The following is a 22,830-nucleotide window of genomic DNA, read 5'->3' as shown; positions in this document are numbered from 1 at the left end:
AAAAAATTAAGGCCTTACAAATGTAAGACCTTAATTTTAAAAATGGTACTATTCCCACTCAATTGTTGCAGGTGGTTTTGAACTTATATCGTAAACTACACGATTCACGCCTTTTACCTTGTTGATAATATCATTTGAGACCTTCATCAGGAATTCATAAGGTAAATGAACCCAGTCAGCAGTCATTCCGTCTGTAGATTCAACAGCTCTAAGCGCTACTACTTTTTCGTAAGTACGCTCATCGCCCATCACACCAACAGAATTTACCGGAAGCAAGATTGCTCCTGCCTGCCAAACTTTATCGTATAATCCCCAAGATTTTAATCCGTCAATAAAAACAGCGTCAACATCTTGCAAAATCTGAACTTTCTCCGGAGTAATATCTCCAAGAATTCTAATTGATAATCCTGGTCCCGGGAAAGGGTGTCTTCCTAATAATTCAGGATCTATTCCTAAAGTAGCACCAACTCTTCGAACTTCGTCTTTAAACAACATTCTAAGCGGCTCTACAATTTTTAATTTCATATAATCCGGCAATCCACCCACATTATGGTGCGATTTAATTGTTGCCGATGGTCCTTTTACAGAAACTGATTCGATAACGTCTGGATAAATAGTTCCTTGTGCCAACCATTTTACATCTTCGATCAAGTGTGATTCATCATCAAAAACTTCGATAAATACACGACCAATTGTTTTACGTTTGGTTTCAGGATCGCTAATTCCGGCTAATTCACCAAGAAAACGATCTCCGGCATCTACTCCTTTTACGTTCAATCCCATTCCTTTGTATTGATCTAATACATTTTGGAATTCGTTTTTACGAAGCAATCCGTTATTTACAAAAATACAGTATAAGTTTTTTCCAATAGCCTGGTGTAATAAAACTGCGGCAACAGTAGAATCTACTCCGCCGGAAAGTCCTAAAACAACTTTATCGTTTCCTAGTTTCTCTTTTAATTCTCCCACCATTTCTTCTACGAAAGCATTTGGTGTAAAGTTTTGAGGAACTTCGGCAATTTTTACTAAAAAGTTTTCCAGCATTTTTGATCCATCTGTAGAATGGAAAACTTCTGGATGGTATTGAATAGCATAAGTAGTTTCGCCTTCAATTTTATAAGCTGCATATTCTACGTCATGCGTGCTGGCTAATTTTACCGCATTGGTTGGCAAAGCTTTGATACTATCGCTATGGCTCATCCAAACCTGACTGTTTTCTGAAACGCCTTCAAAGAAAGTTTCATTGTCTTTAATATAAGACAAATTAGCTCTACCATATTCTCTGGTGTTTGAAGCTGCTACTTCACCTCCGCTAAAATGCGCTAAATATTGTGCTCCGTAACAAACTGCCAACATTGGCAATTTGCCTCGAATTTGAGATAAATCAGGATGTGGAGCATCTTCTGCACGAACAGAAAATGGGCTTCCTCCTAAAATTACGGCTTTATAAGGTGATAAATCACTAGGAAAGTGATTGTAAGGAAAAATTTCGCAGAATATATTTAATTCGCGAACTCTACGCGCAATAAGCTGTGTATATTGCGATCCGAAATCTAAAATAAGTACGTTGTGTTGCATGCGCAAAAATACTTTTTATATTCGAAATTGAAAAATCGGAACTGTGAAAAAAAAATATTTTTTTTTCACAGTTCCGATTTTAGGTTCAAAGGTTCTGAGATTCAAAGGTTCTGAGGTTTTAAATCTCATAATTTGAAAGATTTTTCTTTGTCTATTTATTAATTTTAATCTTTTTGCCTTAAAATATATATTTCTTTTATTTTCAATTTTAAATTGAAAGAATCTGATTTACAAAGGTTGGAAGATTTTAAAATTTATGATTTGAAGGATTTTTCCTTTAAACCTTTGTGTCTTTGAAACTTTGTATCTAAAAAACAAAAATCCAATAATCCCAAAACTTCGTATCTATGCAAAAAACCATTCAAGTATGAAATCAAAACTAATTGCCTCAACACTTTTATTATCCTTATTTTTCACATCTTGCGATGCTATTGACGATTTATTGTCATTTACAATTTCAAACGAAGCCTCAATTCAGATAAAAAGTACCTCGCCTATTAATTTACCTACGGAAATTATTACGCCGGATGTTACAACAAATTCATCGGCAGAATTTAAAAACAATAAAACAGAAGCGGGGTTGGTCAAAGATGTAAAATTAAAATCGCTCAACCTAACGATTACAACTCCTGACGGAAAAACTTTTACATTTCTAAAATCAATTCATCTTTATATTTCAACTACAGATTCTGATGAAATAGAATTGGCGTATCAGGATAATATCACCGAAACAACGAATATGATTGAACTAATTAGCACCAACGCCAAATTAGACAAATACATAAAAGCTGATCAATATAAAATTAGAACACAAGTTACCTTAAAAGAAACACTTACAAAAGATGTAACCGTAAAAGCAGATATGAAGTTTGGAGTGACTGCGGATCCGTTCTAAATTTCTAAGGTTCTAAGATGCTAAGATTCTAAGTTTTCTGTTAGCATCTAAAATTACAAAGCGCCAAAGGTTCAGAGTTTAAAAAGTGTAGTGGCTTTTACAGCTTTGTTCCTTTGAACCTTTGCCACTTTGAACCTAAATTAATGTAGATTATAAAATATAATTCTTTAAATATAAAACAAACCCAATCGAAATGAGTGTTACCTTTAAGAGGAATTCTAAAAACACATTCGATGAGTAAAATAGTTGCAGAACAATTAGTTGAAATGTTGGTAGAAGCCGGAGTAAAACGTGTTTACGCAGTTACCGGTGATAGCTTAAATCATTTTAATGATGCGATACGAAGAAACGGAAAAATAAAATGGATTCATGTTCGCCATGAAGAAGTGGGCGCTTATGCAGCTGCTGCCGAAGCCGAATTAGACGGTTTTGCTGTTTGTGCAGGAAGTTGCGGCCCGGGACATGTTCATTTAATTAATGGATTATATGATGCACATCGCTCACATGTGCCTTTGTTAGCCATTGCATCCACAATAAATACAGGAGAAATGGGGATGGATTATTTTCAGGAAACCAATACCATCAAACTTTTCGACGATTGCAGTTGTTATAATCAAATGATTATGACGGCTGAACAAGCTCCAAGAATCATACAAACTGCCATACAACACGCTTTAGGCAAAAAAGGTGTTGCCGTTATTGGTTTACCCGGTGATGTTTCTGAATTAAAAGCAGTTGAAAGCAATATATCAACTCAGTATTTTCATTGTAATCCCGTTATCCGCCCTTCTGATAATGAATTACAGCATTTGGCAAAAGCCATAAATGAGAGTACAAAAATCACTTTATTCTGCGGAATTGGAGCTGAAAAAGCACACGATCAGGTGGTACAATTATCACAACATATTAAGGCTCCTGTAGGATATTCTTTTAGAGGAAAAATGAGTATTCAGCCTAATAATCCTAACGAAATAGGAATGACAGGCTTACTTGGACAGCCTTCTGCCTATCATAGTATGCATGAATCCCATTTGGTTTTATTGTTAGGAACTGATTTTCCGTATGATAAATTCATGCCTACTGATAATAAAATCATTCAAATTGACACCAGCACCGAACGTTTAGGCCGAAGAGCCAATCTTTACATGGGATTATGCGGTGATGTTGCCGATACAATAGAAGCTTTGCTGCCCTTGCTGGAAAACAAAACAGACGACAGTTTTTTGCAGGCTCAGCTTAAATTTTATGCAAGTGTAAAAGAAAACATGAACATTTATATCGATGACAATGGTGGAGAAGACACAATTCAGCCCGAATACGTCGCTCATATTATCGATAAATTAGCCAATAAAGATGCCATTTTTACCGTAGACACAGGAATGACCTGTGTTTGGGGAGCTCGCTTTATTAAAGGAACCGGAGAACGAAAAATGCTGGGTTCTTTTAATCACGGATCAATGGCCAATGCAATGCCAATGGCTATTGGTGCAGCTCTCGCACATCCTGAAAGACAAGTTATTGCCATGTGTGGCGATGGCGGTTTGTCTATGTTATTGGGTGATTTGGCAACCATTCATCAATATAATATTCCGATCAAAATTATTGTTTTTAATAATCGCGCTTTGGGAATGGTAAAACTCGAAATGGAAGTTCAGGGATTGCCGGATAACGAAACGGATATGACTAATCCTGACTTTGCTTTAATAGCTCAGGCGATGGGTTTTCAGGGTGTAAACGTACATAAACCCGAAGAAGTTGAAGGAGCAATAGAAAATGCATTCCGACATAATGGTCCTATTTTGCTAAATATTTTTACGAATCCGAATGCGCTGGCAATGCCTCCAAAAGTAGAATGGGAACAAGTTGTGGGTATGGCAAAATCTATGACAAAATTAATGCTGGGCGGTAAAATGGATGAAGTTTTAGATACCGTTAAATCAAATTATAAACATTTGAAAGAAGGCCTATAAGGTTCAAAGTTGCAAAGTAACAAAGGTTCAGAGGTTTCAAAGTATAGCAACTTTGTCCCTTTGAACCTTTGTTGCTTTGTACCTCAAAAGTCACTCTTTCGTAACAACAATCGAAGCTTTAAAACCTGCCGCAAGATTGTTCCAATAATCATTGGTTATTAAGGCTCCTTTATCATCGTAAACCTGAATTTCTGCGGTGTTTCCTCCTAATGTTCCAATGTTTAAGGCTTCAAAATCGAGTTTATTAAAACCATTAACAAGGTCAATTTTTACCTGTTTAAAGCTTGCATCCAAAAATAATTGATTTGCAATAACTCTATCATTTGACGAAACTCTGACCAAATCACCATCAATGGCACCAAAATCCCTGAATTTTACAATAAAATATTCTGATTTGGTTCTAAAATCTCCTAGGGAAATGTTTTTCTTAACCAATTCTCCCCTTCCTTCTTTTAGTCCGGCATCTTTTAAGGCTTTATCCAGTTCTTTCTCCATTTTTGGCACATAACGATCGCCTGGATTGGCAAAATCAGTTTCTGTAGACATGGTGAATTTACTTTTTTCTTCTCCAATCTGAAATTTTGATTTTGGAGTTATACTTGTATTCTCAAAAACGTTGGGTGTCTTTATACTCGGAATATCTGAATTTTCTCCCTGAGGATCTTTTACTTCAGGAATTTTCTTTGGCTTTGCACTAAACTTTGGTGCAGGAATACTTTTGTATTTAGTACTAAATTCAGTTTGTGCCGACATTGCTGCGGCAGTAAAAAATAATATGAAAAATAAAATATGTTTCATTGAAATAGTATTATCGAATCGGCTTTTAAAATTTTATAAACCCAAAAAGTAGCTTCACAAAAATAGCATAATTTAGTTAGGCACTACAGCTTTAAGATTTTTATAACAATATATTAGGCTAATTTTTAGAATCAAAAAACCTGCCAAAAAAGCGATCGTAATTTTACTCTCCCAAATTATATAAATAAAAAAATCCGACTCATTTTCATAAGTCGGATTTGTCATTCTCCTTTAATCTTTAACAATTACGGCTGTTAGTGTAGAAACATCTAAGGTTTTATTTGCACTAAAATTCAGATGAACATAATCAGAATAAGTAACTCCGGTTTCAACATAATCGACATACGTTATTCGTTGAAACACCTCACCATCAGTGCTTTTTGCAGTAAATTTTACAGAGAACGTTCCTTGCTCATAAACACTATAGGATGTTTTTGAAGTGTTTTTTACATCAAAATCTATGGCGAGATAATCACCATAAAGTTGTTTTCTTGTTATGTTTAAAGAAAAATCGGCTACATTAAATGCCATATTATTTGATGGAATAATTTCGTCATCATGGCTTGAACTGCAATTAATAAATAATAACGACATTGTAACTAATAGCACAACATTCCAAATTGGTTTTTGAAAAGATAATTTTCTCATAGCTAAAATATTAGATTTTATTTTTCTTTATAATTTTTTAATTGCCCTAAAGAAATAGACAATAGTCTATGTTATTTTGCGATAATAGACAAAATCCTATATTAATAAAATTAAATTGTAAGAATTATTTTATTTTAACATGATGAGAAATTGTTTTTTTTATAAGAAAGTGCTAAAATAAAATTTTGAAAATCATCAACTTATTCCTAACTTCAATACCTTAATTATTCCACTAAAAAACACAGAAAATGGATTATATAGACTATTATAAAACATTAGATGTTTCAAAATCAGCCACAGAAACTGAGATTAAAAAAGCGTATCGAAAACTGGCCAGAAAGTACCATCCTGATTTGAATCCGAATGATAAAGAAGCGGAGAAAAAATTCAAGGAAATCAACGAAGCGAATGAGGTTTTAAGCAATCCCGAAAACCGAAAAAAATACGATAAATACGGAAAAGACTGGCAACATGCAGACGAATTTGAGAAAGCGGGTTACAACCCAAATCAACAGCGATCAGGACAACAAAGCAGTTCTGATTTTTCGGGCGGAGACTTTTCTGGTTTTGGCGGTGATTTTTCTGGAAGTGATTTTTCAGATTTCTTCAATTCTATGTACGGATCTGCAGGAAGAAGTTCAAGAGGTCAGGCAAAATATCGAGGTCAGGATTTTAATGCTGAACTGCAATTAGATTTATCTTCGGCATATACCACTCACAAACAAAATCTGGCTGTAAACGGAAAAAATATCCGAATCACAATTCCGGCAGGTGTCGAAAATGGTCAGATTATAAAAATTTCCGGTCATGGCGGAGCCGGTGCAAACGGTGGCCCGAATGGTGATTTGTATATTACTTTTAATATCGAAAATAATTCTGATTTTAAACGTGAGGGAAATAATTTATATTCAGATGTTGATATTGATTTTTATACCGCAATTTTAGGCGGAGAAGTTTACGTGAATACTTTTGATGGAAAAGTAAAAATTAAAGTTCCTGCCGAAACCCAAACCGGAACGAAGGTGAAACTGAAAGGAAAAGGATTTCCGGTTTATAAAAAAGACAATCAATTTGGCGATTTATACATTACTTATAATGTAAAAACGCCAACAAAATTATCTCAGAAAGAAAAAGAATTATTCGCAGAATTAGCTAAAATCAGAAACCATGAATAGTAAAAATTTAATCCAGATAAAACAATTTTGCCTGTATCACGAAATTGAAAATACTTTTATAACAGAGCTGAATAATTATGGTTTAGTTGAAATTATTATTCAGGAAGAAGATGAATATTTACAGCCGGAACAATTGCCAGCCATCGAAAAAATGATTCGTTTGCATTATGATCTCAAAATCAATCTGGAAGGAATTGATGCCATTTATCATTTACTGAATAAAATTGAAACTTTACAGCAAAACTTAACGGCGACGCAAAATAAATTGCGTCTTTTTGAACAGCATCAAATCGAATAATCATTTCAATTTTACGATTTAAAATATCACAAAAAACAATAATTTACAGATGGATTTTAAATAAAAAACCTCCTTTTCAGCTACATATTTTATAAATTGCAGCAGAATTAATTAACCCGAATTTGTTTTTAAAACTGACAAAAACGATTCAGAAAAACTAACAAAATGAAAAGAGAAAACATCTTGACAGGATCACCATGGGAAGATAAAATGGGATATTGCCGTGCTGTAAGAATTGGTAACATTATCGAAGTTTCAGGAACTGTGGCAATTGTTGATGGCGAAAAAGTAAAAGCTGACGATGCTTATGCTCAAACGTATAATATTTTGGAACGTGTTGAAAAAGTTCTTGAAGATTTGAATGTTGGAATGAAAGATGTAATCAGAACGCGTATTTTTACAACCAACATTTCAACTTTTGAAGATGTTGCAAGAGCACATTCTGCTTTCTTTAAAGATGTAAAACCTACAACCGGCTTTTATGAAATCAGTAAACTGGTTGCTCCTGAATATTTAGTTGAAATTGAATTTACAGCTGTGATACAATAATATTTTTTTAGCCACGAATTCACGAATTACTATTCTAAAAAGATCAAAACAGATATTTTTTTCTAAATTCGTGAATTCGTGGCGAAAAATCTGCCCGCATTTACATTAATGACTTCTCAAAAACCAAAAGAAATATTCCTTACCACTTTCAAATGGATTTTGATCTGTGTTTTGATAGGTGTTTTTTCAGGTTCTGCGTCGGCGTCTTTTTTAGTTTCTTTAGAATTTGTTACTCAATTTAGAATTCATCACGACTGGATTGTCTGGTTTTTGCCTTTCGGCGGATTATTAGTCGGACTGAGTTATTATTATTGGGGAGAATCGGTTGTAAAAGGCAATAATTTATTGCTGGAAGAATATGAAAATCCGCAAAAAGTAATTCCGTTCAAAATGGCTCCGTTAGTTCTTTTTGGAACTTTAATTACTCATTTATTCGGAGGTTCTGCAGGCCGTGAAGGCACCGCTGTACAAATGGGCGGCGCAATTGCAGATCAATTCACAAAAATTTTCAAACTAGACAACTCCGAACGCAAAATCTTAATTATTCTCGGTATCAGCGCTGGTTTTGCATCTGTTTTTGGAACACCTTTGGCGGGCGCTATATTTGCTTTAGAAGTTTTATATTTCAGTAAAATAAATTTTAAAAGCATTCTTTTATCCTTTTTAGTAGCTTATGTCGCTTATTTTACGGTAGAATTCTGGCAGGTAAAACATACACATTATAGTATTCCTGAGATTCCACAAATTTCAATTTCCACCATATTTTATACCATTATCATTGGCGTTTTATCCGGACTTGCTGCTTTATTATTTTCGAGAAGCACGCACTTTTGGGGTTCCCTTTTTTCAAAAATTAAATTTCCACCTTTAAGACCTTTCATTGGCGGAATCATTTTAGCCATAGCCATAGCAGGTTTTGGATTTACAAAATTCTCAGGATTAGGAGTTCCGGAAATTGTGGATTCATTTTCAAATCAAAACCAATGGTATGACTTTTTACTCAAAATATTATTTACCGGATTTACGTTAGGAGCCGGGTTTAAAGGCGGCGAAGTAACTCCGTTATTCTTTGTAGGTGCCACTTTAGGAAGCGCTTTATCTGTAATTATTCCAATGCCAATTGCACTTATGGCAGGTTTGGGATTTGTAGCTGTATTTTCGGGCGCTACCCACACTCCTATTGCCTGTACCTTTATGGGACTGGAATTATTTGGTCTTCAACCGGGAATTTTTATTGCAATTGCTTGTATTGTTGCCTATTTTTCCTCTGGTTCTGTTGGAATTTATAAATCACAGGTTGTAAAAGGGGCAAAATACAGACTTTATCGGGGATTAAATTCCAATTTTTAAATTCCAAAATCCAATAGGAAACGAAATTCCAAAAATTAAATTCCAAATTCCAAACTTTCGTGAATCTTTGCGAAATTTCAATCTAAAATAAATCTGCTTAAATCCGCGTTTTCGCTTTAGCGAATCCGTTTCATCCGCGTTTCAATTAAATTCCAAAAAATAAATTCCAAATTCCAAAAAATTCGTGAATCTCTGTGAATTCTTTGAGAATCTTTGTGAAATTTCAATCTAAAATAAATCTGCTTAAATCCGCGTTTTCGCTTTAGCGAATCAGTTTCATCCGTGTTCAATTTTTCAAAATTCAAACCAAGAATTAACCAATTCAAAAAACTTTTAATCAATAACCCATAACATCTAACTTAAAATATAAAATGATTTCAGCATTACATTAAAAAAATGTAAATTCGCACACTATGAAAATACAAGATATTCAAGCGATACAATTGTTGCTCGCAACCCCAAAGAAAATCGCCATAATTCCGCACAGAGGTCCAGATGGCGACGCCATGGGATCGACGTTAGGTTTATACCATTTTTTATTAAAAAACAATCATCAGCCAACGGTGATTGCGCCTAATGATTTTCCTGATTTCCTAGCCTGGTTACCAGGTTCTGAAACCGTAAAAATATTCGAAAAAGACACTGAAAACTGCACCAAAATATTAGAAGAAGCCGAGTTAATTTTTACACTTGACTTTAATGCTTTTCATCGTACAGGCGAAATGGAACATACTTTAGCAAAACTAACTGCGCCATTTATCATGATTGATCATCACCAAAAACCTGATGATTATGCTACTTATATGTACTCTGATACCGCGTTTGGTTCTACCTGCGAAATGGTTTATAATTTCATTTCTTTTTTAGATAAAAAACAAGATTTAGACAAAACCATCGCAACTTGCATTTATACCGGAATATTAACTGATTCCGGATCATTTCGTTTTCCGGGAACAACAGGAAATACACACCGCATTATTGCCGAATTGATAGATTTGGGTGTTGAAAATACTCAAATTCCGGTTCTTTTATTTGATAATAGTTCTTACAGCCGTTTGCAATTATTGGGTCGCGCATTGCAAAACATGAAAGTTTTTGAAGAATATAAAGCTTCTTATACAACACTTACACAACAAGAATTAGATACATTTCATTATGTAAAAGGCGATACAGAAGGAATTGTTAATTACGGATTAAGCATAAAAGGCATCTGTTTTACTGCTATTTTTATAGAAAATAAAGACGAAAACATTATCAAAATATCTTTCCGTTCGCAAGGAGGATTTGACGTAAATCAATTCGCCAGAGATCATTTTAATGGTGGAGGCCACAGCAACGCCGCCGGAGGAAGATCTGAAGTTTCTATGGAAGAAACGGTGAAAAAATTTGAAGATTTAGTAACAAAACTAAAAATATAACCCAAATGAACTACTTAAAACTAAGCATTTACACCCTACTTTTTGCTGTTTTATTGGTTAGCTGTAAACAACACGAAGAAGCAAGAAGACCTATTTCGAGATCTTCAGGTTCTTTTATGAAAAAATCGGCTGACCGTAATAAAAAACTGGTTGCAAGCGAAGAAGATGTTATTAAAAAAATCATCAAAAGCAATCCGAAAGTAAAATATTATGCAACCAGAAAAGGTTACTGGCTTTCATATGATGAAAAAAATCTAACCGATACACAAACTCCCAAAAAAGGAGATATCGCTTATTTTAATTTAGAAATAAAAGATATTGAAGGTAAAATTATTTATTCTGAAGCAGAGCTTGGCCCGCAAACTTATTATGTTGACAAACAAGATATCATGATGGGATTACGTGACGGTATTAAGCTGATGCATAAAAATGAAACCGTTACATTTTTATTTCCATCACATATTGCATACGGATATCATGGCGATAATAAAAAAATCGGAACCAATGAATCGTTAATTTGTACTGTTACACTAAGAAATTTTGTTCCGGATCCGGCTGTTGCAACAACTTCAACAACAACTCCCGCAACTACAGGTACAACAACTGCCGCTGCAACAAAGACTACAACAGTTCAGCCAACAAAACCGGCTGTTAAAAAACCAATCACTGAAACTAAAAAAGACACTGTAAAACCATAAAAACAATATTTTAAAAATGAAAAAAAGTATTTTATTATTACTATTAGCCGTTTCCTCATTTTATTCTTGTAAAGACGAGCATAGCAATTTGCCTGATGGTTTATATGCAGATATTGAAACCAACAAAGGTCATATTATTGTTGAATTAGATTATAAAAAAGCACCTGTTACTGTTGCTAATTTTGTGACTTTGGCCGAAGGGAAAAATGAATTTGTAACCAAAGATTATCTAAAAGGAAAACCGTTTTACAACGGATTAAAGTTTCACAGAGTTATCGAAGATTTCATGATTCAGACAGGAGATCCTGAAGGAACAGGTTCTGGTGATACAGGATATAAATTTAAAGATGAATTCACTGATTTAAAATTTGACAAAGCCGGTGTTTTGGCAATGGCAAACAATGGTCCAGGAACAAACAGCAGTCAGTTTTTTATCACACATGTTGAGACACCGTGGTTAAACGGAAAACATACTATTTTTGGTCATGTGGTTGAAAAAGGACAAGAAGTTGTCAATCAGGTAAAACAAGATGATACTATCGTTTCTGTTACTATTATCAGAAATGGAGAAGCTGCTAAAAAATTTGATGCTGTAAAAGTTTTTAATGATTATTTTTCAGATATAGCAAAAGAAAAAAGCAAATTTGCAGGAGTTCAAAAAGAAAAAATTGACTATTATGCTGCTCAAAAAGCAAAAGCAACTAAAACTTCAACAGGTTTAGAATATGTAATTACTGAAAAAGGAGCCGGTAAAAAACCTGCAATAGGAACACAGTTATACATTCACTACGCAGGATTTCTAGAAGACGGAACTTTGTTTGACACAAGTATTGAAGACGTTGCCAAAACTTTTGGGAAATTTGATCCTGCAAGAGCCGAAGCAAAAGCATATTCGCCAATTCCTTTTCAGGCAGGTAAAAAAGACGGTATGATCCCAGGATTTATTGAAGGTATTGAAAAGCTTTCTTTTGGCGATAAAGCTGTTCTTTTTATCCCTTCTCATTTAGCTTACGGAGCTGCGGGAGCTGGTGGAGTTATTCCTCCAAATGCTAATATTATTTTTGAAGTACAATTACTAGAGAAACCGTAATAATATTCTTATTTTTGAAACATTATTACAGACTTAAATTCTAAAACACGATGAAATTTAAATTTCTATTTTTATTTTGCCTTGCAATAATCAATGTTCAGGCACAAGCAACAAAAAAAACTACTGCTAAAAAGCCAGCTACAACAAAAGCAGTTGCACAGGCCAATCCTAATGAGGGGATTTTTGCCACCATTTCTACAACTAAAGGTGATATTGTTTTGTCTTTAGAATATGTAAAAGCGCCAGTTACTGTGGCTAATTTTATTTCTTTGGCAGAAGGTACAAATCCTAATGTAAAAGTAGAAAGACTAAAAGGAAAACCATTTTACGACGGTTTGAAATTTCACAGAGTTATCAATGATTTTATGATTCAGGGTGGAGATCCTGATGGAAACGGTTCCGGAGGACCAGGATATTCATTTAAAGATGAATTTGTTGAAGAATTAAAATTTGAAAAAGGTGGTGTTTTAGCCATGGCAAATTCAGGTCCGGCAACAAACGGAAGCCAGTTTTTTATCACACATAAAGAAACACCTTGGTTAAATGGAAAACATACTATTTTTGGTCACGTAGTTTCAGGAATGGACAATGTAAATAAAATTGTTCAGGACGATATCATGACAAAAATTACTATTACTCGTAAAGGTGCTGCGGCTAAAAAATTTGATGCTTTAAAAGTTATAGCTGATGATGCAAAAAAAGATGAAGCTAAAAAAGCGGAAAGTAAGAAAGTAATTGCTGAAAAAGCAGCTTATTTTGCTGCTACTAAAGCCAAAGCAACTGCAACACCATCTGGTCTACAATATGTTATTACACAAAAAGGAACCGGGGTAAAAGGAGCTGACGGATCTACAATTTATTTTCACTATGCAGGATATTTTGAAGACGGAAATCTTTTTGACAGCAGCATGTCTCAGGTAGCAAAAGCATATGGTAAATATGATGCTAACAGAGATGCACAAAAAGGATATCAGGCTTTTCCTTTTACAGTTGGTAAAAAAGACGGAATGATTCCTGGTTTCTTAGAAGCATTAGGTATGATGACCGATGGAGAAAAAGCAATTTTCTTTCTCCCTTCAAATTTAGCTTACGGAGAAAAAGGTGCAGGAGGAGTAATTCCGCCAAACGCAACTTTGGTTTTTGAAATCGAAACTTATCAAAATCAACCAGCTTTAAAATAATTTATTTTAAATTTTAGATATAAAAACCCATCATTATTGATGGGTTTTTTATTTTATTAAATCAAACATAAATCTATCAAATTCACAATTTTACATTTAAAATTTAGCCTGAAATCGCAAGACTAATAATGTTTACAACTGTTTTCTATTAAATCCTAAACAAAATAGCTTACCTTTGCCGGCTTTTATTTTTAATTAAAACAATTTAAGATGTCACAAAACAATGTATTAAAGGGAGTATTTTTAGTTGCAATTGGTGCCACAACTTATGGAATGCTGGCTACTTTTGTAAAAATGGCTTATTCTGAAGGATATACTACTGCAGAAGTAACAACATCTCAATTTGTATTGGGAATTATTGGTATCTTATTAATTAATACATTTCAAAAAATAAAGCATAAAGATAATGTTGTAAAAGCAACACCAAAAAACATATTTAGCTTAATGCTTGCGGGAACTTCATTAGGAATGACCAGTTTATTCTATTATTTGGCTGTAAAATATATTCCGGTTTCTATTGGTATCGTTTTATTAATGCAAACCGTCTGGATGGGTGTTTTGCTGGAAATGATTCTGGAAAAAAAATTACCTTCAAAACAAAAAGTCATTGCCGTATTTATTGTTTTGATCGGAACTGTTTTGGCGACCAATATTATCAATAATGATATAAAATTGGATTGGAGGGGTATTGCATGGGGAATTATGGCAGCAGCATCTTTTACGACAACTATGTTTACTGCAAATCGTGTTGCAACTGAAATTTCATCTGCACAGCGTAGTTTGTATATGCTATTAGGAGGAGCAGTAATTGTATTTTCATTTGCATTTGCTACTCAGACAACTGCTTTTAATCTTGCCATTTTCATGAAATGGGGAATCATTTTATCTTTATTTGGAACAATAATTCCTCCAATGCTTATGAATGCAGGGTTTCCGTTAACGGGAATTGGTTTAGGAAGCATTGTTTCTGCTCTCGAATTACCAGTTTCGGTAATGATGGCATATGTTTTATTAAATGAAAAAGTTATCTTTTTACAATGGGTTGGAATTGTTTTAATCATTCTTGCCATTATTATAATGAATATAAATTTCAAACGTAAAAATTAACAAATTTACGTTCTATTAAAAATAAAGTAATTGTAAATCATTTTTTGTTAATTTTTTTTATAATTTCGTGATAAATAATTATATCATGAACCTACCCTGGCATTTATATTTAATGGCTTTTCTTTATATAATTGCGGGAATTAATCATTTCAAAAATCCGGGAATGTACATTAAGATCATTCCCTCCTATCTGCCAAACCCCAAACAATTAAATATTTTAAGTGGAGCTGCCGAAATTATTTTAGGCATCCTGCTAATAGTTCCTTTTACGACAAAATTGGCCGCCTGGGGAATTATAGCATTATTAATTGCTGTTTTTCCTGCAAATGTTCATATGTTTTGTAAGAAAAAAGGAAGTTTTTCTTTGTTAAAAATTATTTTATTAATACGTTTGCCCTTACAAATTGTATTGATTTTATGGGCATATAAATATACCCTTTAACAAACAAACTATTAATTAAATTTATTTACTATGAAAAAATTATTTGCAGAGTTCTTCGGAACTTATTGGCTGGTTTTTGGTGGTTGTGGAAGTGCACTTTTTGCGGCAGGATTTCCTGAATTGGGGATTGGTTTTGCAGGTGTTGCATTGGCTTTTGGTTTAACGGTATTAACGATGGCATATGCTGTTGGTCATATTTCAGGCGGACATTTTAACCCCGCTGTTTCGTTTGGTTTGTGGGCCGGAGGAAGATTCCCTGCAAAAGATTTGATCCCTTATATAATCGCGCAATGTATAGGTGCAATTGCAGCAGCAGGTACATTATATACAATTGCTTCGGGAAAAGCAGGTTTTGTAATTGATGCAACCAAAGCAGGAGCATTTGCATCAAATGGTTTTGGTGCTTTTTCTCCGGACGGATATTCTTTAGCAGCAGCTTTTATTGCTGAATTTGTGCTTACCTTGTTTTTCTTATTAATCATTTTAGGTGCTACAGATAAATTTGCAAACACCTCTTTTGCTGGTATTGCAATTGGTTTAGCCCTAACATTAATTCACTTAATAAGCATTCCGATCACAAATACTTCTGTTAATCCGGCAAGATCATTGTCTCAGGCAATTTTTGTGGGTGGAGAACCTCTTTCGCAAGTCTGGCTATTTTGGGTTGCACCAATTTTAGGAGCTATTGTTGCCGGATTTATTTATAAAACATTATTACAAAAACAAGACGATACAGAATAGTATTATTTACAAATAACATTAAAATTTAAAATATGGAATTTTTATATTTCTTACTTATTGGAGCAATTTCAGGATGGCTAGCAGGTCAGGTTTGGAAAGGTGCTGGCTTTGGATTAATTGGTAATATCATCGTTGGAATTATTGGTGGATTCATCGGTGGATGGATTGCCGGTAAACTTGGAATTGGCGGAGGCGGCCTTTTATGGCAAATACTAATCGCTGTTGGAGGAGCCTGGGTTTTATTATTTATTATCAACCTTATCAAAAAGTAATAAATCTTTATTAAGATAATTTATTCAAGAGAAAATCTTATATATTTATATTTGATTTTCTCTTTTTTTTATGAAATATCAGTAATTTTAATACGCTTATAAAGCGACAAAGTTTATTCTATTTTAAATTAATAGTTTATTATGAATGAAATCATTGCTTATTTCAGTACGATTCCATCTTCACACCGAAGTTTAATTTTGGTTGGAGGAATAACTATTTTTTGGCTTATCGAAAGTACATTTCCACTATTCCGGATGCAATATAGAAAATGGCATCACGCAGGAATAAATATCTTTTTTACGATTACAACTATTATCGTAAATTTCATTTTAGCTTTTATACTAATTAAAACTGCTGCCTGGACAACCGAAAATAATTTTGGAATTTTGCAATGGCTCCCAAAAATTCCAATTTGGCTTTATACCCTTATTGGTTTGCTTTTATTAGATTTAATAGGCGCTTATTTAGCGCATTTTATCGAACATAAAATAAAATTTTTATGGCGTTTTCATTTAATTCATCATACAGATACCTGGATTGATACTACAACGGCAAATCGACATCATCCGGGTGAAAGCATCATTCGTTTTTTATTTACAACTGCAGGCGTTTTAATAGTCGGAAGTCCGATGTGGATGGTTTTTCTTTATCAATCATTATCTGTCATAGCTTCTCAATTTAATCATGCTAATATTTCGCTGCCTCCTAAATTAGACAATATTCTGAGTTATTTTATCGTTTCTCCTAATATGCACAAAGTACATCATCATTATGTTTTACCCTATACTGACAGCAATTATGGAAACATTTTTTCTGTTTGGGATCGACTTTTTGGCACTTTTACAACGTTGCCAAAAGAAGAATTAATATACGGAGTAGATACGCACATGGCAGCAGATGAGCATAACAAATTGAAAAATTTATTAAAAATTCCGTTTCAAAAATCAAGATCCGAAAAAAACAAGCAAAATCATTAAAAAAAACACACCTGATCGAACCAACTAATTATTTTTTTTATTAATATTGATACTTAAATTGAAAATCAATCTATTAATCATTAACCCCTATTTTGAATTAATTTTCACGTGATGAAAAAGAGTAACCGCAAAGAGTTGAGCTGGGAACAAACGGAAAAACTTGTTTCGTTGGCATTGGAAGAAAGAAATCCATTTGAAATTATAAAAAAAGAATTTGGATTGGCAGAAAAAGAAGTTCTGGAAATCATGAAAAAGAAAATGCCACTCGAAAAATTTGAAATGTGGAAAAAGAAGGCGATCGCAAATAAACCAAAACCAAAACCCGTTAAAATAGATGATTTTGATGAAGATTTGGATGGAAAATATTACATAAAGAACAAACTTGACTAGCATAAAACTCCTGTGAATCGGGAGTTTTTTTTTATTTTTAATTTTATGTAACATTATTACATTTTATAAGTCAAATACACATAACTAAACATAAACAAATGAAAAAAATACTTTACACATTAGCTCTTGCGGTAACGTTTTGGAGCTGTAAAACCGGTACGGGTTCCGGAGCTGCAAAAAATAATACCGTAGCTGTTACTATTAATCTTGTCGATGTAAAAGACGATAAAGTTTTGGTAACCGTTACTCCGCCGGAAATAAAAACAGATGAAATTATTTATAGTATCCCAAAAACAGTTCCCGGAACTTATTCTACAGATAATTACGGTAAATATTCTGATGATTTTAAAGCTTTTGATGCTAAAGGAAACGCTTTAACAGTAAAAAGAATTGACGATAATTCATGGTCCATTTCAAATGCCAAAACATTAACGAAAATAACTTATTTAGTTGGTGATACTTTTGATACTGAAAAAGGAACCGGCTTTGGTAATGATGACGTTTTCTCACCAGCAGGAACTAATATCAACGCAGGAATCAATTTCATGGTCAATACACACGGTTTTGTGGGGTATTTTCAGGATAAATTAGATGTTCCGTATAAAGTTACCATTACGCATCCTGAAACACTTTGGGGAGCAACTTCTATGAATGATGAAGATGCAAGCAAAACAAGTGACGTTTTTACAACTCCACGTTATGCTGTGTTGGTTGAAAATCCAATTATGTATTCTAAACCTGACTATACAACTTTCAATGTAAACGGAATGGATATTTTAATCGCCGTTTATTCTCCAACAGGAAAATTTACAGCCGAAAGTATAACACCGGAAATGAAAACAATGATGACGGCGCAAAAAAACTTTTTAGGAAAAGTAAATGCGACTAAAAAATATACTGTTTTATTGTATTTATCAAGCATGGCAAAAGATGATGCACATGGTTTTGGTGCCTTAGAACACCCAACTGCTACAACAGTTGTTTTGCCGGAATCAATGCCAAAAGAAAAATTGGTTGAATCTATGAAAGATGTAGTTTCTCATGAGTTTTTCCATATTGTAACTCCGCTAACTGTACATTCAAAAGAAATTCAGTATTTTGATTATAATGCACCAAAAATGTCAGATCATTTATGGATGTATGAAGGTGTAACTGAATACTTTGCAAACCTTTTTCAAATTAATCAGGGTTTAATTGACGAAGCCGAATTCTATACTCGTATTGCTGATAAAATAGAACAGGCAAAAGGTTTAAACGATACAATGTCGTTTACGGTAATGAGCAAAAATGTTTTAGAGCAACCTTACAAAGACCAATATTTAAATGTATACCAAAAAGGAGCTTTAATTGGTATGTGTATAGACATCATTATTAGAGAAAAAAGTAATGGAGAAAGAGGAATTCTTGATTTAATGCATAAATTATCCAGCGAATATGGCGTTGAAAAACCATTTAACGATAATGAGCTTTTTGCAAAAATTACTCAATTGACATATCCTGAAGTTGGTGAATTCTTAAAAACTTATGTTGCAGGAACTACTCCTATTCCTTACGAAACTTATTTAGCAAAAGTAGGCGTAACAAAATCTGTTGAAAAAGCAGCCGGAACAATTTTCATTAAAGGACAGCAGCCATATATTGGTGTTGATAAAGCGACAAAAGCAATAAGCATTCGCCCTGATGTTGACTTAAATGTATTTTTTACAAGCTTAAATCTTAAAGCTGGTGATGGTATAACAACTGTAAATGGTAAAACTTACAACCTTGACAACATATACGATTTGATTACAGAAAGTGAAAACTGGAAAGAAAATGATCCTATTACTCTTCAAATAAAGCGTGATGGAAAAGAGCAAACTATAAAAGGAACTGTGAAACTTCCATACGAAGAAAAAGAAACTTTTAAAGCTACAGATGCTTCAAAAGAGAAACTTAAAACTGCGTGGTTGAAAGGGTAAATTTCTTTTTTAGTTACAAAGACAAAAAGCTCCAATCAAAAGATTGGAGCTTTTTTTATTCTCATTTTGTCATTTCGAGGAACGAGAAATCACATAAAGTGAGAACATACAGTTCGTCGCTCTCTGGATGTGATTTCTCGTTCCTCGAAATGACAAAATTGAGTTTATTTCTTCACCGGAAACTTCCAGTCAAATTCATCTTTATCATTAATGATCGCTCCTACTTCAAACTTCACAACTTCATCAAATTCAGTTTGAAGAATAAACCAATTGTCTTCATTGAAATAATTTTCGAAAGTATCAAAGGTTTCCTGAGTATATTTTGTAATGCCTTTTGCAGCAAAATCTTTCTTTACATCAGCAATTTTTCTATCAATTAACTTGAATCCAAAAACTTCTAAATCAGTACTTGAAGCTACTAAATATCCTAATTTTAAATCTTCTTCCTGATAAAATGTCAATCTGATTTTTTGTGCATTATATACAAAAATCACATTATCATCTTCGTCTTTATAATTTTTATCAGGTTTTCCTAAAGCAGCCGTTACATCGTTTTGCTTCATTCCGAAAAGCAATTTATCAATTCCTGATTTTAGATTTATTTTCATAATACGTGTCTTTTATTTGAGGTGCAAATTTCGTGAAGTTTTTGCAAAGTTTGTTATGTTTAGAGTTTTTGTTTGCTGTATTTTTTCGCCACGAATCCTGCAAGGTTTTCAAAACCTTGTAGGTATTTTATATCCATCACCAAAATAGACCTACAAGGTTTTGAAAACCTTGCAGGAAGTCAAAAATCAATCCTAATTTTAACACAACCTAGTAATTCCTCTTATTCGGTTTCGAACTCATATAAAAAGTAATTTTCCCGCCATTCACAACGTCCGAATGTTTTAAGAAAGGTCTTGAAAGCTCTTTTCCATTTAAAAATACTTTACTCACAAAAACATTCTTATCCGATTGATTTACGGTTTCAACTTCGAAGTTTTTTCCGTTTTCTAAATTAAAAACCGCCTTTTTAACTAACGGACTTCCTAAAGCATATTCATCAGAACCGGGCGCAACTGGGTAAAACCCTAAACTGCTAAAAATATACCAGGCGCTCATTTGCCCGAAATCGTCATTTCCTCCTAAACCGTCAGCACCATTTCGGTACATTTTTTTCAGGATCATTCTAATTTTGTCCTGTGCTTTCCAAGGCGAATTTGTCCAATTGTACAAATAAACAACGTGATGCGAAGGTTCGTTTCCGTGAACATAATTTCCTATAATTCCTTCTCTGGTAATATCTTCTGTATTTTCAAAATATTTATCCGGCAAATGCATGTTGAATAACGAATCTAAACGAACATTAAATTTGTCGTTTCCGCCCATCATTTTAATCATTTCTGCAGGATCCTGCGGAACATACAAACTATAATTCCATGAATTTCCTTCTATAAAACCTTGCCCGTGCGTGTCTAGCGGGTCAAATTCTTTTTTGAAAGTTCCGTCGTTTAATTTAGGACGCATGAAACCTGTTTTCTCGTCGTAAACGTTTTTATAGCTTTTAGATCTTTCGATAAATTCATTATAAATTTCAGTTTTGCCTAATTTTTTAGCCGCCTGCGCTATTGCCCAATCATCATAAGCATATTCTAAAGTTTTAGAAACCGAAGATCCATTTTTGTCTTCAGGAACGTATCCTTTTTTCATATAATATTCCAATCCATCGTAATAAGAAACTTTCGCAGTATTCACACACGCCTGAAGTGCTTTTTCAGAATCAAAATTGATATTGCCTTTTACAATCGCATCCGCCACTACAGATACAGAATGATACCCAATCATACACCAGTTTTCATTGGCATAATGCGACCAGATTGGCAGCATTTTGTGCACACTTTGGTCTGAATGTGCCAACATCGAACTAATCATATCTGAGTTTCTCGAAGGCTGAACAATATTAAACAATGGATGCAAAGCTCTATAAGTATCCCATAATGAATAGCTTGTATAATTTTTAAAGTTTTCGGCTTTATGAACATTCATATCCAAACCTTTGTAATTTCCATCAAGATCCATGTATTCTGTTGGACCTAGAAATGCATGGTACATTGCCGTGTAAAAATTCACTAAATCTTCTTTCTGAATAGTTTCAATCTGAATTTTATTCAATTCTTTGTTCCAAATTTCCTGACTTTGTTTTTTTATTTTTTCAAAATCCCAACCCGGAACTTCTTTTTTCATATTCTCAAGCGCACCGGCAGAACTCACCGGAGATAAAGCCATTTTTATTTTGATTTTTTCGCCTTCTTCGGTATTAAAATCAAAAAACAGTTTTAGGTTTTGACCTGCCATTTCCGGAAAGTTTTTGGTTTGATCAAATCTTCCCCAAAAACCCCTGTACACACTTTTTTCCTGCGCCGCCTGACCGTAGCTTTTAATTGGTTTACTGAAAGACATTGCAAAATAAACGGTTCTTGTTCTAGCCCAACCATTTGTCTGGCGATATCCTGTAATTAAAGTATCGTTTTCTACACGAACAAATGTCCAGACATTCTTTTTATCATAGTTGTAAATTCCCGAAGTTAAATCAAGAATTATATGTGCTTCATCAGATTTTGGAAAGGTATATTGATGCATTCCTACGCGGGTTGTTGCCGTAAGTTCAGCTTTAATATTATGATCTTCAAGAAGAACGCTGTAATAAGCCGGTTCTGCTTTTTCTGTCGAATGCGAAAACGCAGATCGATATCCGGATAGTGGTTTTGAAGCGACTCCGGGGTTCAGTTGTAATTTTCCCGTTGTTGGCATTATTAAAAAATCCCCCAAATCAGAATGTCCTGTCCCGCTAAAATGGGTATGACTAAAACCTACAATCGTTTTATCTTCATATTGATAGCCTGCACAATATTTGTAGACTTCACCATTGTATTTTCCGTTTAAACTATAAGCAATTGTATCTGTTTCAGGGCTTAATTGTACACTCCCAAACGGAACTGTTGCGCCAGGATACGTATGTCCCATTTTGGCTGTACCAATCATTGGGTCAACGTATTGAATTAAATTTTTAAAGCTGTCTGTTTTCTTTTGAGCATTTACTTCATTCGTAAAACCAAATAGCAAAACTGATAATCCAAAAAGAAAGTGTTTTGTTTTTATAATATTCATTGGTGTGTATTTAATATTATTTGCAAAACTGAATTAATTTCAATTTCACGTTAGGAAATTACGACAAAAATGGAATTTAAAAAATATAAATATTCGTAAACTGAAAAGCTTTTAGATATCTTTGATTTATAATTTATATACCAC

Annotated in this window: 22 protein-coding genes; 17 read left to right on the top strand and 5 right to left on the bottom strand. The window is 33.6% G+C overall.

Features of this window, described 5'->3' with window-relative positions:
* Positions 1–48: 48 nt before the first annotated feature.
* Positions 49–1,578, bottom strand: a complete 1,530-nt coding sequence (gene guaA / locus BUE22_RS01855) for a glutamine-hydrolyzing GMP synthase (RefSeq protein ID WP_073393331.1) — start codon at positions 1,576–1,578, stop codon at positions 49–51.
* A 367-nt stretch (positions 1,579–1,945) separates the two neighbouring features.
* On the opposite strand from guaA, the gene BUE22_RS01850 reads away from it, so the two are divergent.
* Positions 1,946–2,473: a hypothetical protein gene (locus tag BUE22_RS01850; RefSeq protein ID WP_073394252.1), complete on the top strand. Its 528-nt coding sequence runs from the start codon at positions 1,946–1,948 to the stop codon at positions 2,471–2,473.
* Positions 2,474–2,706: 233 nt separating this feature from the next.
* Positions 2,707–4,443, top strand: coding sequence for a thiamine pyrophosphate-dependent enzyme (locus tag BUE22_RS01845; protein WP_073393328.1), 1,737 nt, complete (start codon positions 2,707–2,709; stop codon positions 4,441–4,443).
* 90 nt (positions 4,444–4,533) lie between these two features.
* Here BUE22_RS01845 and BUE22_RS01840 read toward each other — a convergent pair whose 3' ends face one another.
* Both BUE22_RS01840 and BUE22_RS01835 read right to left on the bottom strand, forming a co-directional pair.
* Entirely contained in the window at positions 4,534–5,241 is a 708-nt protein-coding gene (locus BUE22_RS01840) for a hypothetical protein (RefSeq protein ID WP_073393325.1), read from the bottom strand.
* Positions 5,242–5,472: 231 nt separating this feature from the next.
* The gene (locus BUE22_RS01835) at positions 5,473–5,889 is read right to left on the bottom strand and encodes a hypothetical protein (RefSeq protein ID WP_073393323.1); all 417 of its coding nucleotides are present in this window, start codon (positions 5,887–5,889) and stop codon (positions 5,473–5,475) included.
* Between the two features lie 248 nt (positions 5,890–6,137).
* On the opposite strand from BUE22_RS01835, the gene BUE22_RS01830 reads away from it, so the two are divergent.
* The 15 genes from BUE22_RS01830 (at position 6,138) to BUE22_RS01755 (ending at position 19,536) form a co-directional block, all read left to right on the top strand.
* Positions 6,138–7,064 carry a DnaJ C-terminal domain-containing protein gene (locus BUE22_RS01830; RefSeq protein WP_073393321.1) on the top strand — a complete coding sequence of 309 codons (927 nt, stop codon included), beginning with the start codon at positions 6,138–6,140 and terminating at the stop codon, positions 7,062–7,064.
* Complete coding sequence (locus BUE22_RS01825) at positions 7,057–7,362, top strand: chaperone modulator CbpM (RefSeq protein ID WP_073393319.1); 306 nt, start codon at positions 7,057–7,059, stop codon at positions 7,360–7,362. Before BUE22_RS01830 ends, BUE22_RS01825 begins: the two co-directional genes overlap by 8 nt.
* Positions 7,363–7,527: 165 nt before the next feature.
* Positions 7,528–7,911, top strand: a complete 384-nt coding sequence (locus BUE22_RS01820; protein ID WP_042563203.1) for a RidA family protein — start codon at positions 7,528–7,530, stop codon at positions 7,909–7,911.
* 108 nt (positions 7,912–8,019) lie between these two features.
* On the top strand, positions 8,020–9,261 hold the full coding sequence (locus BUE22_RS01815) for a voltage-gated chloride channel family protein (protein ID WP_073393316.1): 1,242 nt from the start codon (positions 8,020–8,022) through the stop codon (positions 9,259–9,261).
* Between the two features lie 413 nt (positions 9,262–9,674).
* A complete protein-coding gene (locus BUE22_RS01805; protein ID WP_073393311.1) occupies positions 9,675–10,679 on the top strand; it encodes a DHH family phosphoesterase in 1,005 nt (334 codons plus the stop codon).
* A gap of 5 nt (positions 10,680–10,684) precedes the next feature.
* Complete coding sequence (gldI, locus tag BUE22_RS01800; protein WP_073393309.1) at positions 10,685–11,377, top strand: gliding motility-associated peptidyl-prolyl isomerase GldI; 693 nt, start codon at positions 10,685–10,687, stop codon at positions 11,375–11,377.
* A gap of 16 nt (positions 11,378–11,393) precedes the next feature.
* The gene (locus BUE22_RS01795; RefSeq protein ID WP_073393307.1) at positions 11,394–12,467 is read left to right on the top strand and encodes a peptidylprolyl isomerase; all 1,074 of its coding nucleotides are present in this window, start codon (positions 11,394–11,396) and stop codon (positions 12,465–12,467) included.
* Positions 12,468–12,517: 50 nt separating this feature from the next.
* The gene (locus tag BUE22_RS01790) at positions 12,518–13,648 is read left to right on the top strand and encodes a peptidylprolyl isomerase (RefSeq protein WP_073393305.1); all 1,131 of its coding nucleotides are present in this window, start codon (positions 12,518–12,520) and stop codon (positions 13,646–13,648) included.
* Positions 13,649–13,858: 210 nt separating this feature from the next.
* Positions 13,859–14,755 (top strand): EamA family transporter, encoded by an 897-nt coding sequence (locus BUE22_RS01785; protein ID WP_073393303.1) that lies wholly within the window; start codon positions 13,859–13,861, stop codon positions 14,753–14,755.
* 85 nt (positions 14,756–14,840) lie between these two features.
* The gene (locus tag BUE22_RS01780) at positions 14,841–15,197 is read left to right on the top strand and encodes a DoxX family protein (RefSeq protein ID WP_073393301.1); all 357 of its coding nucleotides are present in this window, start codon (positions 14,841–14,843) and stop codon (positions 15,195–15,197) included.
* 30 nt (positions 15,198–15,227) lie between these two features.
* A complete protein-coding gene (gene aqpZ / locus BUE22_RS01775) occupies positions 15,228–15,938 on the top strand; it encodes an aquaporin Z (protein WP_073393299.1) in 711 nt (236 codons plus the stop codon).
* Between the two features lie 32 nt (positions 15,939–15,970).
* Positions 15,971–16,210, top strand: a complete 240-nt coding sequence (locus BUE22_RS01770; protein WP_073393297.1) for a GlsB/YeaQ/YmgE family stress response membrane protein — start codon at positions 15,971–15,973, stop codon at positions 16,208–16,210.
* Between the two features lie 141 nt (positions 16,211–16,351).
* A complete protein-coding gene (locus tag BUE22_RS01765; RefSeq protein WP_073393295.1) occupies positions 16,352–17,188 on the top strand; it encodes a sterol desaturase family protein in 837 nt (278 codons plus the stop codon).
* A gap of 111 nt (positions 17,189–17,299) precedes the next feature.
* Positions 17,300–17,578: a DUF2805 domain-containing protein gene (locus BUE22_RS01760; protein WP_042563191.1), complete on the top strand. Its 279-nt coding sequence runs from the start codon at positions 17,300–17,302 to the stop codon at positions 17,576–17,578.
* A 98-nt stretch (positions 17,579–17,676) separates the two neighbouring features.
* On the top strand, positions 17,677–19,536 hold the full coding sequence (locus tag BUE22_RS01755) for a M61 family metallopeptidase (protein WP_073393293.1): 1,860 nt from the start codon (positions 17,677–17,679) through the stop codon (positions 19,534–19,536).
* A gap of 164 nt (positions 19,537–19,700) precedes the next feature.
* Here BUE22_RS01755 and BUE22_RS01750 read toward each other — a convergent pair whose 3' ends face one another.
* A complete protein-coding gene (locus BUE22_RS01750) occupies positions 19,701–20,144 on the bottom strand; it encodes a hypothetical protein (protein WP_073393292.1) in 444 nt (147 codons plus the stop codon).
* A gap of 208 nt (positions 20,145–20,352) precedes the next feature.
* The gene (locus BUE22_RS01745) at positions 20,353–22,686 is read right to left on the bottom strand and encodes a GH92 family glycosyl hydrolase (RefSeq protein ID WP_073393290.1); all 2,334 of its coding nucleotides are present in this window, start codon (positions 22,684–22,686) and stop codon (positions 20,353–20,355) included.
* Positions 22,687–22,830 lie beyond the last annotated feature (144 nt).

The sequence above is a fragment of the Flavobacterium pectinovorum genome, assembly GCF_900142715.1.
Classification (GTDB): Bacteria; Bacteroidota; Bacteroidia; order Flavobacteriales; family Flavobacteriaceae; genus Flavobacterium; species Flavobacterium pectinovorum.
Note: the sequence above shows the minus strand (reverse complement) of the source record. Positions and strands in the feature narration are given on the sequence as shown.

Coding starts and splice junctions, on each gene's coding strand:
- guaA (WP_073393331.1), bottom strand. CDS start 1,578: ATGCAACACAACGTACTTATTTTAGATTTCGGATCGCAATATACACAG.
- BUE22_RS01850 (WP_073394252.1), top strand. CDS start 1,946: ATGAAATCAAAACTAATTGCCTCAACACTTTTATTATCCTTATTTTTC.
- BUE22_RS01845 (WP_073393328.1), top strand. CDS start 2,707: ATGAGTAAAATAGTTGCAGAACAATTAGTTGAAATGTTGGTAGAAGCC.
- BUE22_RS01840 (WP_073393325.1), bottom strand. CDS start 5,241: ATGAAACATATTTTATTTTTCATATTATTTTTTACTGCCGCAGCAATG.
- BUE22_RS01835 (WP_073393323.1), bottom strand. CDS start 5,889: ATGAGAAAATTATCTTTTCAAAAACCAATTTGGAATGTTGTGCTATTA.
- BUE22_RS01830 (WP_073393321.1), top strand. CDS start 6,138: ATGGATTATATAGACTATTATAAAACATTAGATGTTTCAAAATCAGCC.
- BUE22_RS01825 (WP_073393319.1), top strand. CDS start 7,057: ATGAATAGTAAAAATTTAATCCAGATAAAACAATTTTGCCTGTATCAC.
- BUE22_RS01820 (WP_042563203.1), top strand. CDS start 7,528: ATGAAAAGAGAAAACATCTTGACAGGATCACCATGGGAAGATAAAATG.
- BUE22_RS01815 (WP_073393316.1), top strand. CDS start 8,020: ATGACTTCTCAAAAACCAAAAGAAATATTCCTTACCACTTTCAAATGG.
- BUE22_RS01805 (WP_073393311.1), top strand. CDS start 9,675: ATGAAAATACAAGATATTCAAGCGATACAATTGTTGCTCGCAACCCCA.
- gldI (WP_073393309.1), top strand. CDS start 10,685: ATGAACTACTTAAAACTAAGCATTTACACCCTACTTTTTGCTGTTTTA.
- BUE22_RS01795 (WP_073393307.1), top strand. CDS start 11,394: ATGAAAAAAAGTATTTTATTATTACTATTAGCCGTTTCCTCATTTTAT.
- BUE22_RS01790 (WP_073393305.1), top strand. CDS start 12,518: ATGAAATTTAAATTTCTATTTTTATTTTGCCTTGCAATAATCAATGTT.
- BUE22_RS01785 (WP_073393303.1), top strand. CDS start 13,859: ATGTCACAAAACAATGTATTAAAGGGAGTATTTTTAGTTGCAATTGGT.
- BUE22_RS01780 (WP_073393301.1), top strand. CDS start 14,841: ATGAACCTACCCTGGCATTTATATTTAATGGCTTTTCTTTATATAATT.
- aqpZ (WP_073393299.1), top strand. CDS start 15,228: ATGAAAAAATTATTTGCAGAGTTCTTCGGAACTTATTGGCTGGTTTTT.
- BUE22_RS01770 (WP_073393297.1), top strand. CDS start 15,971: ATGGAATTTTTATATTTCTTACTTATTGGAGCAATTTCAGGATGGCTA.
- BUE22_RS01765 (WP_073393295.1), top strand. CDS start 16,352: ATGAATGAAATCATTGCTTATTTCAGTACGATTCCATCTTCACACCGA.
- BUE22_RS01760 (WP_042563191.1), top strand. CDS start 17,300: ATGAAAAAGAGTAACCGCAAAGAGTTGAGCTGGGAACAAACGGAAAAA.
- BUE22_RS01755 (WP_073393293.1), top strand. CDS start 17,677: ATGAAAAAAATACTTTACACATTAGCTCTTGCGGTAACGTTTTGGAGC.
- BUE22_RS01750 (WP_073393292.1), bottom strand. CDS start 20,144: ATGAAAATAAATCTAAAATCAGGAATTGATAAATTGCTTTTCGGAATG.
- BUE22_RS01745 (WP_073393290.1), bottom strand. CDS start 22,686: ATGAATATTATAAAAACAAAACACTTTCTTTTTGGATTATCAGTTTTG.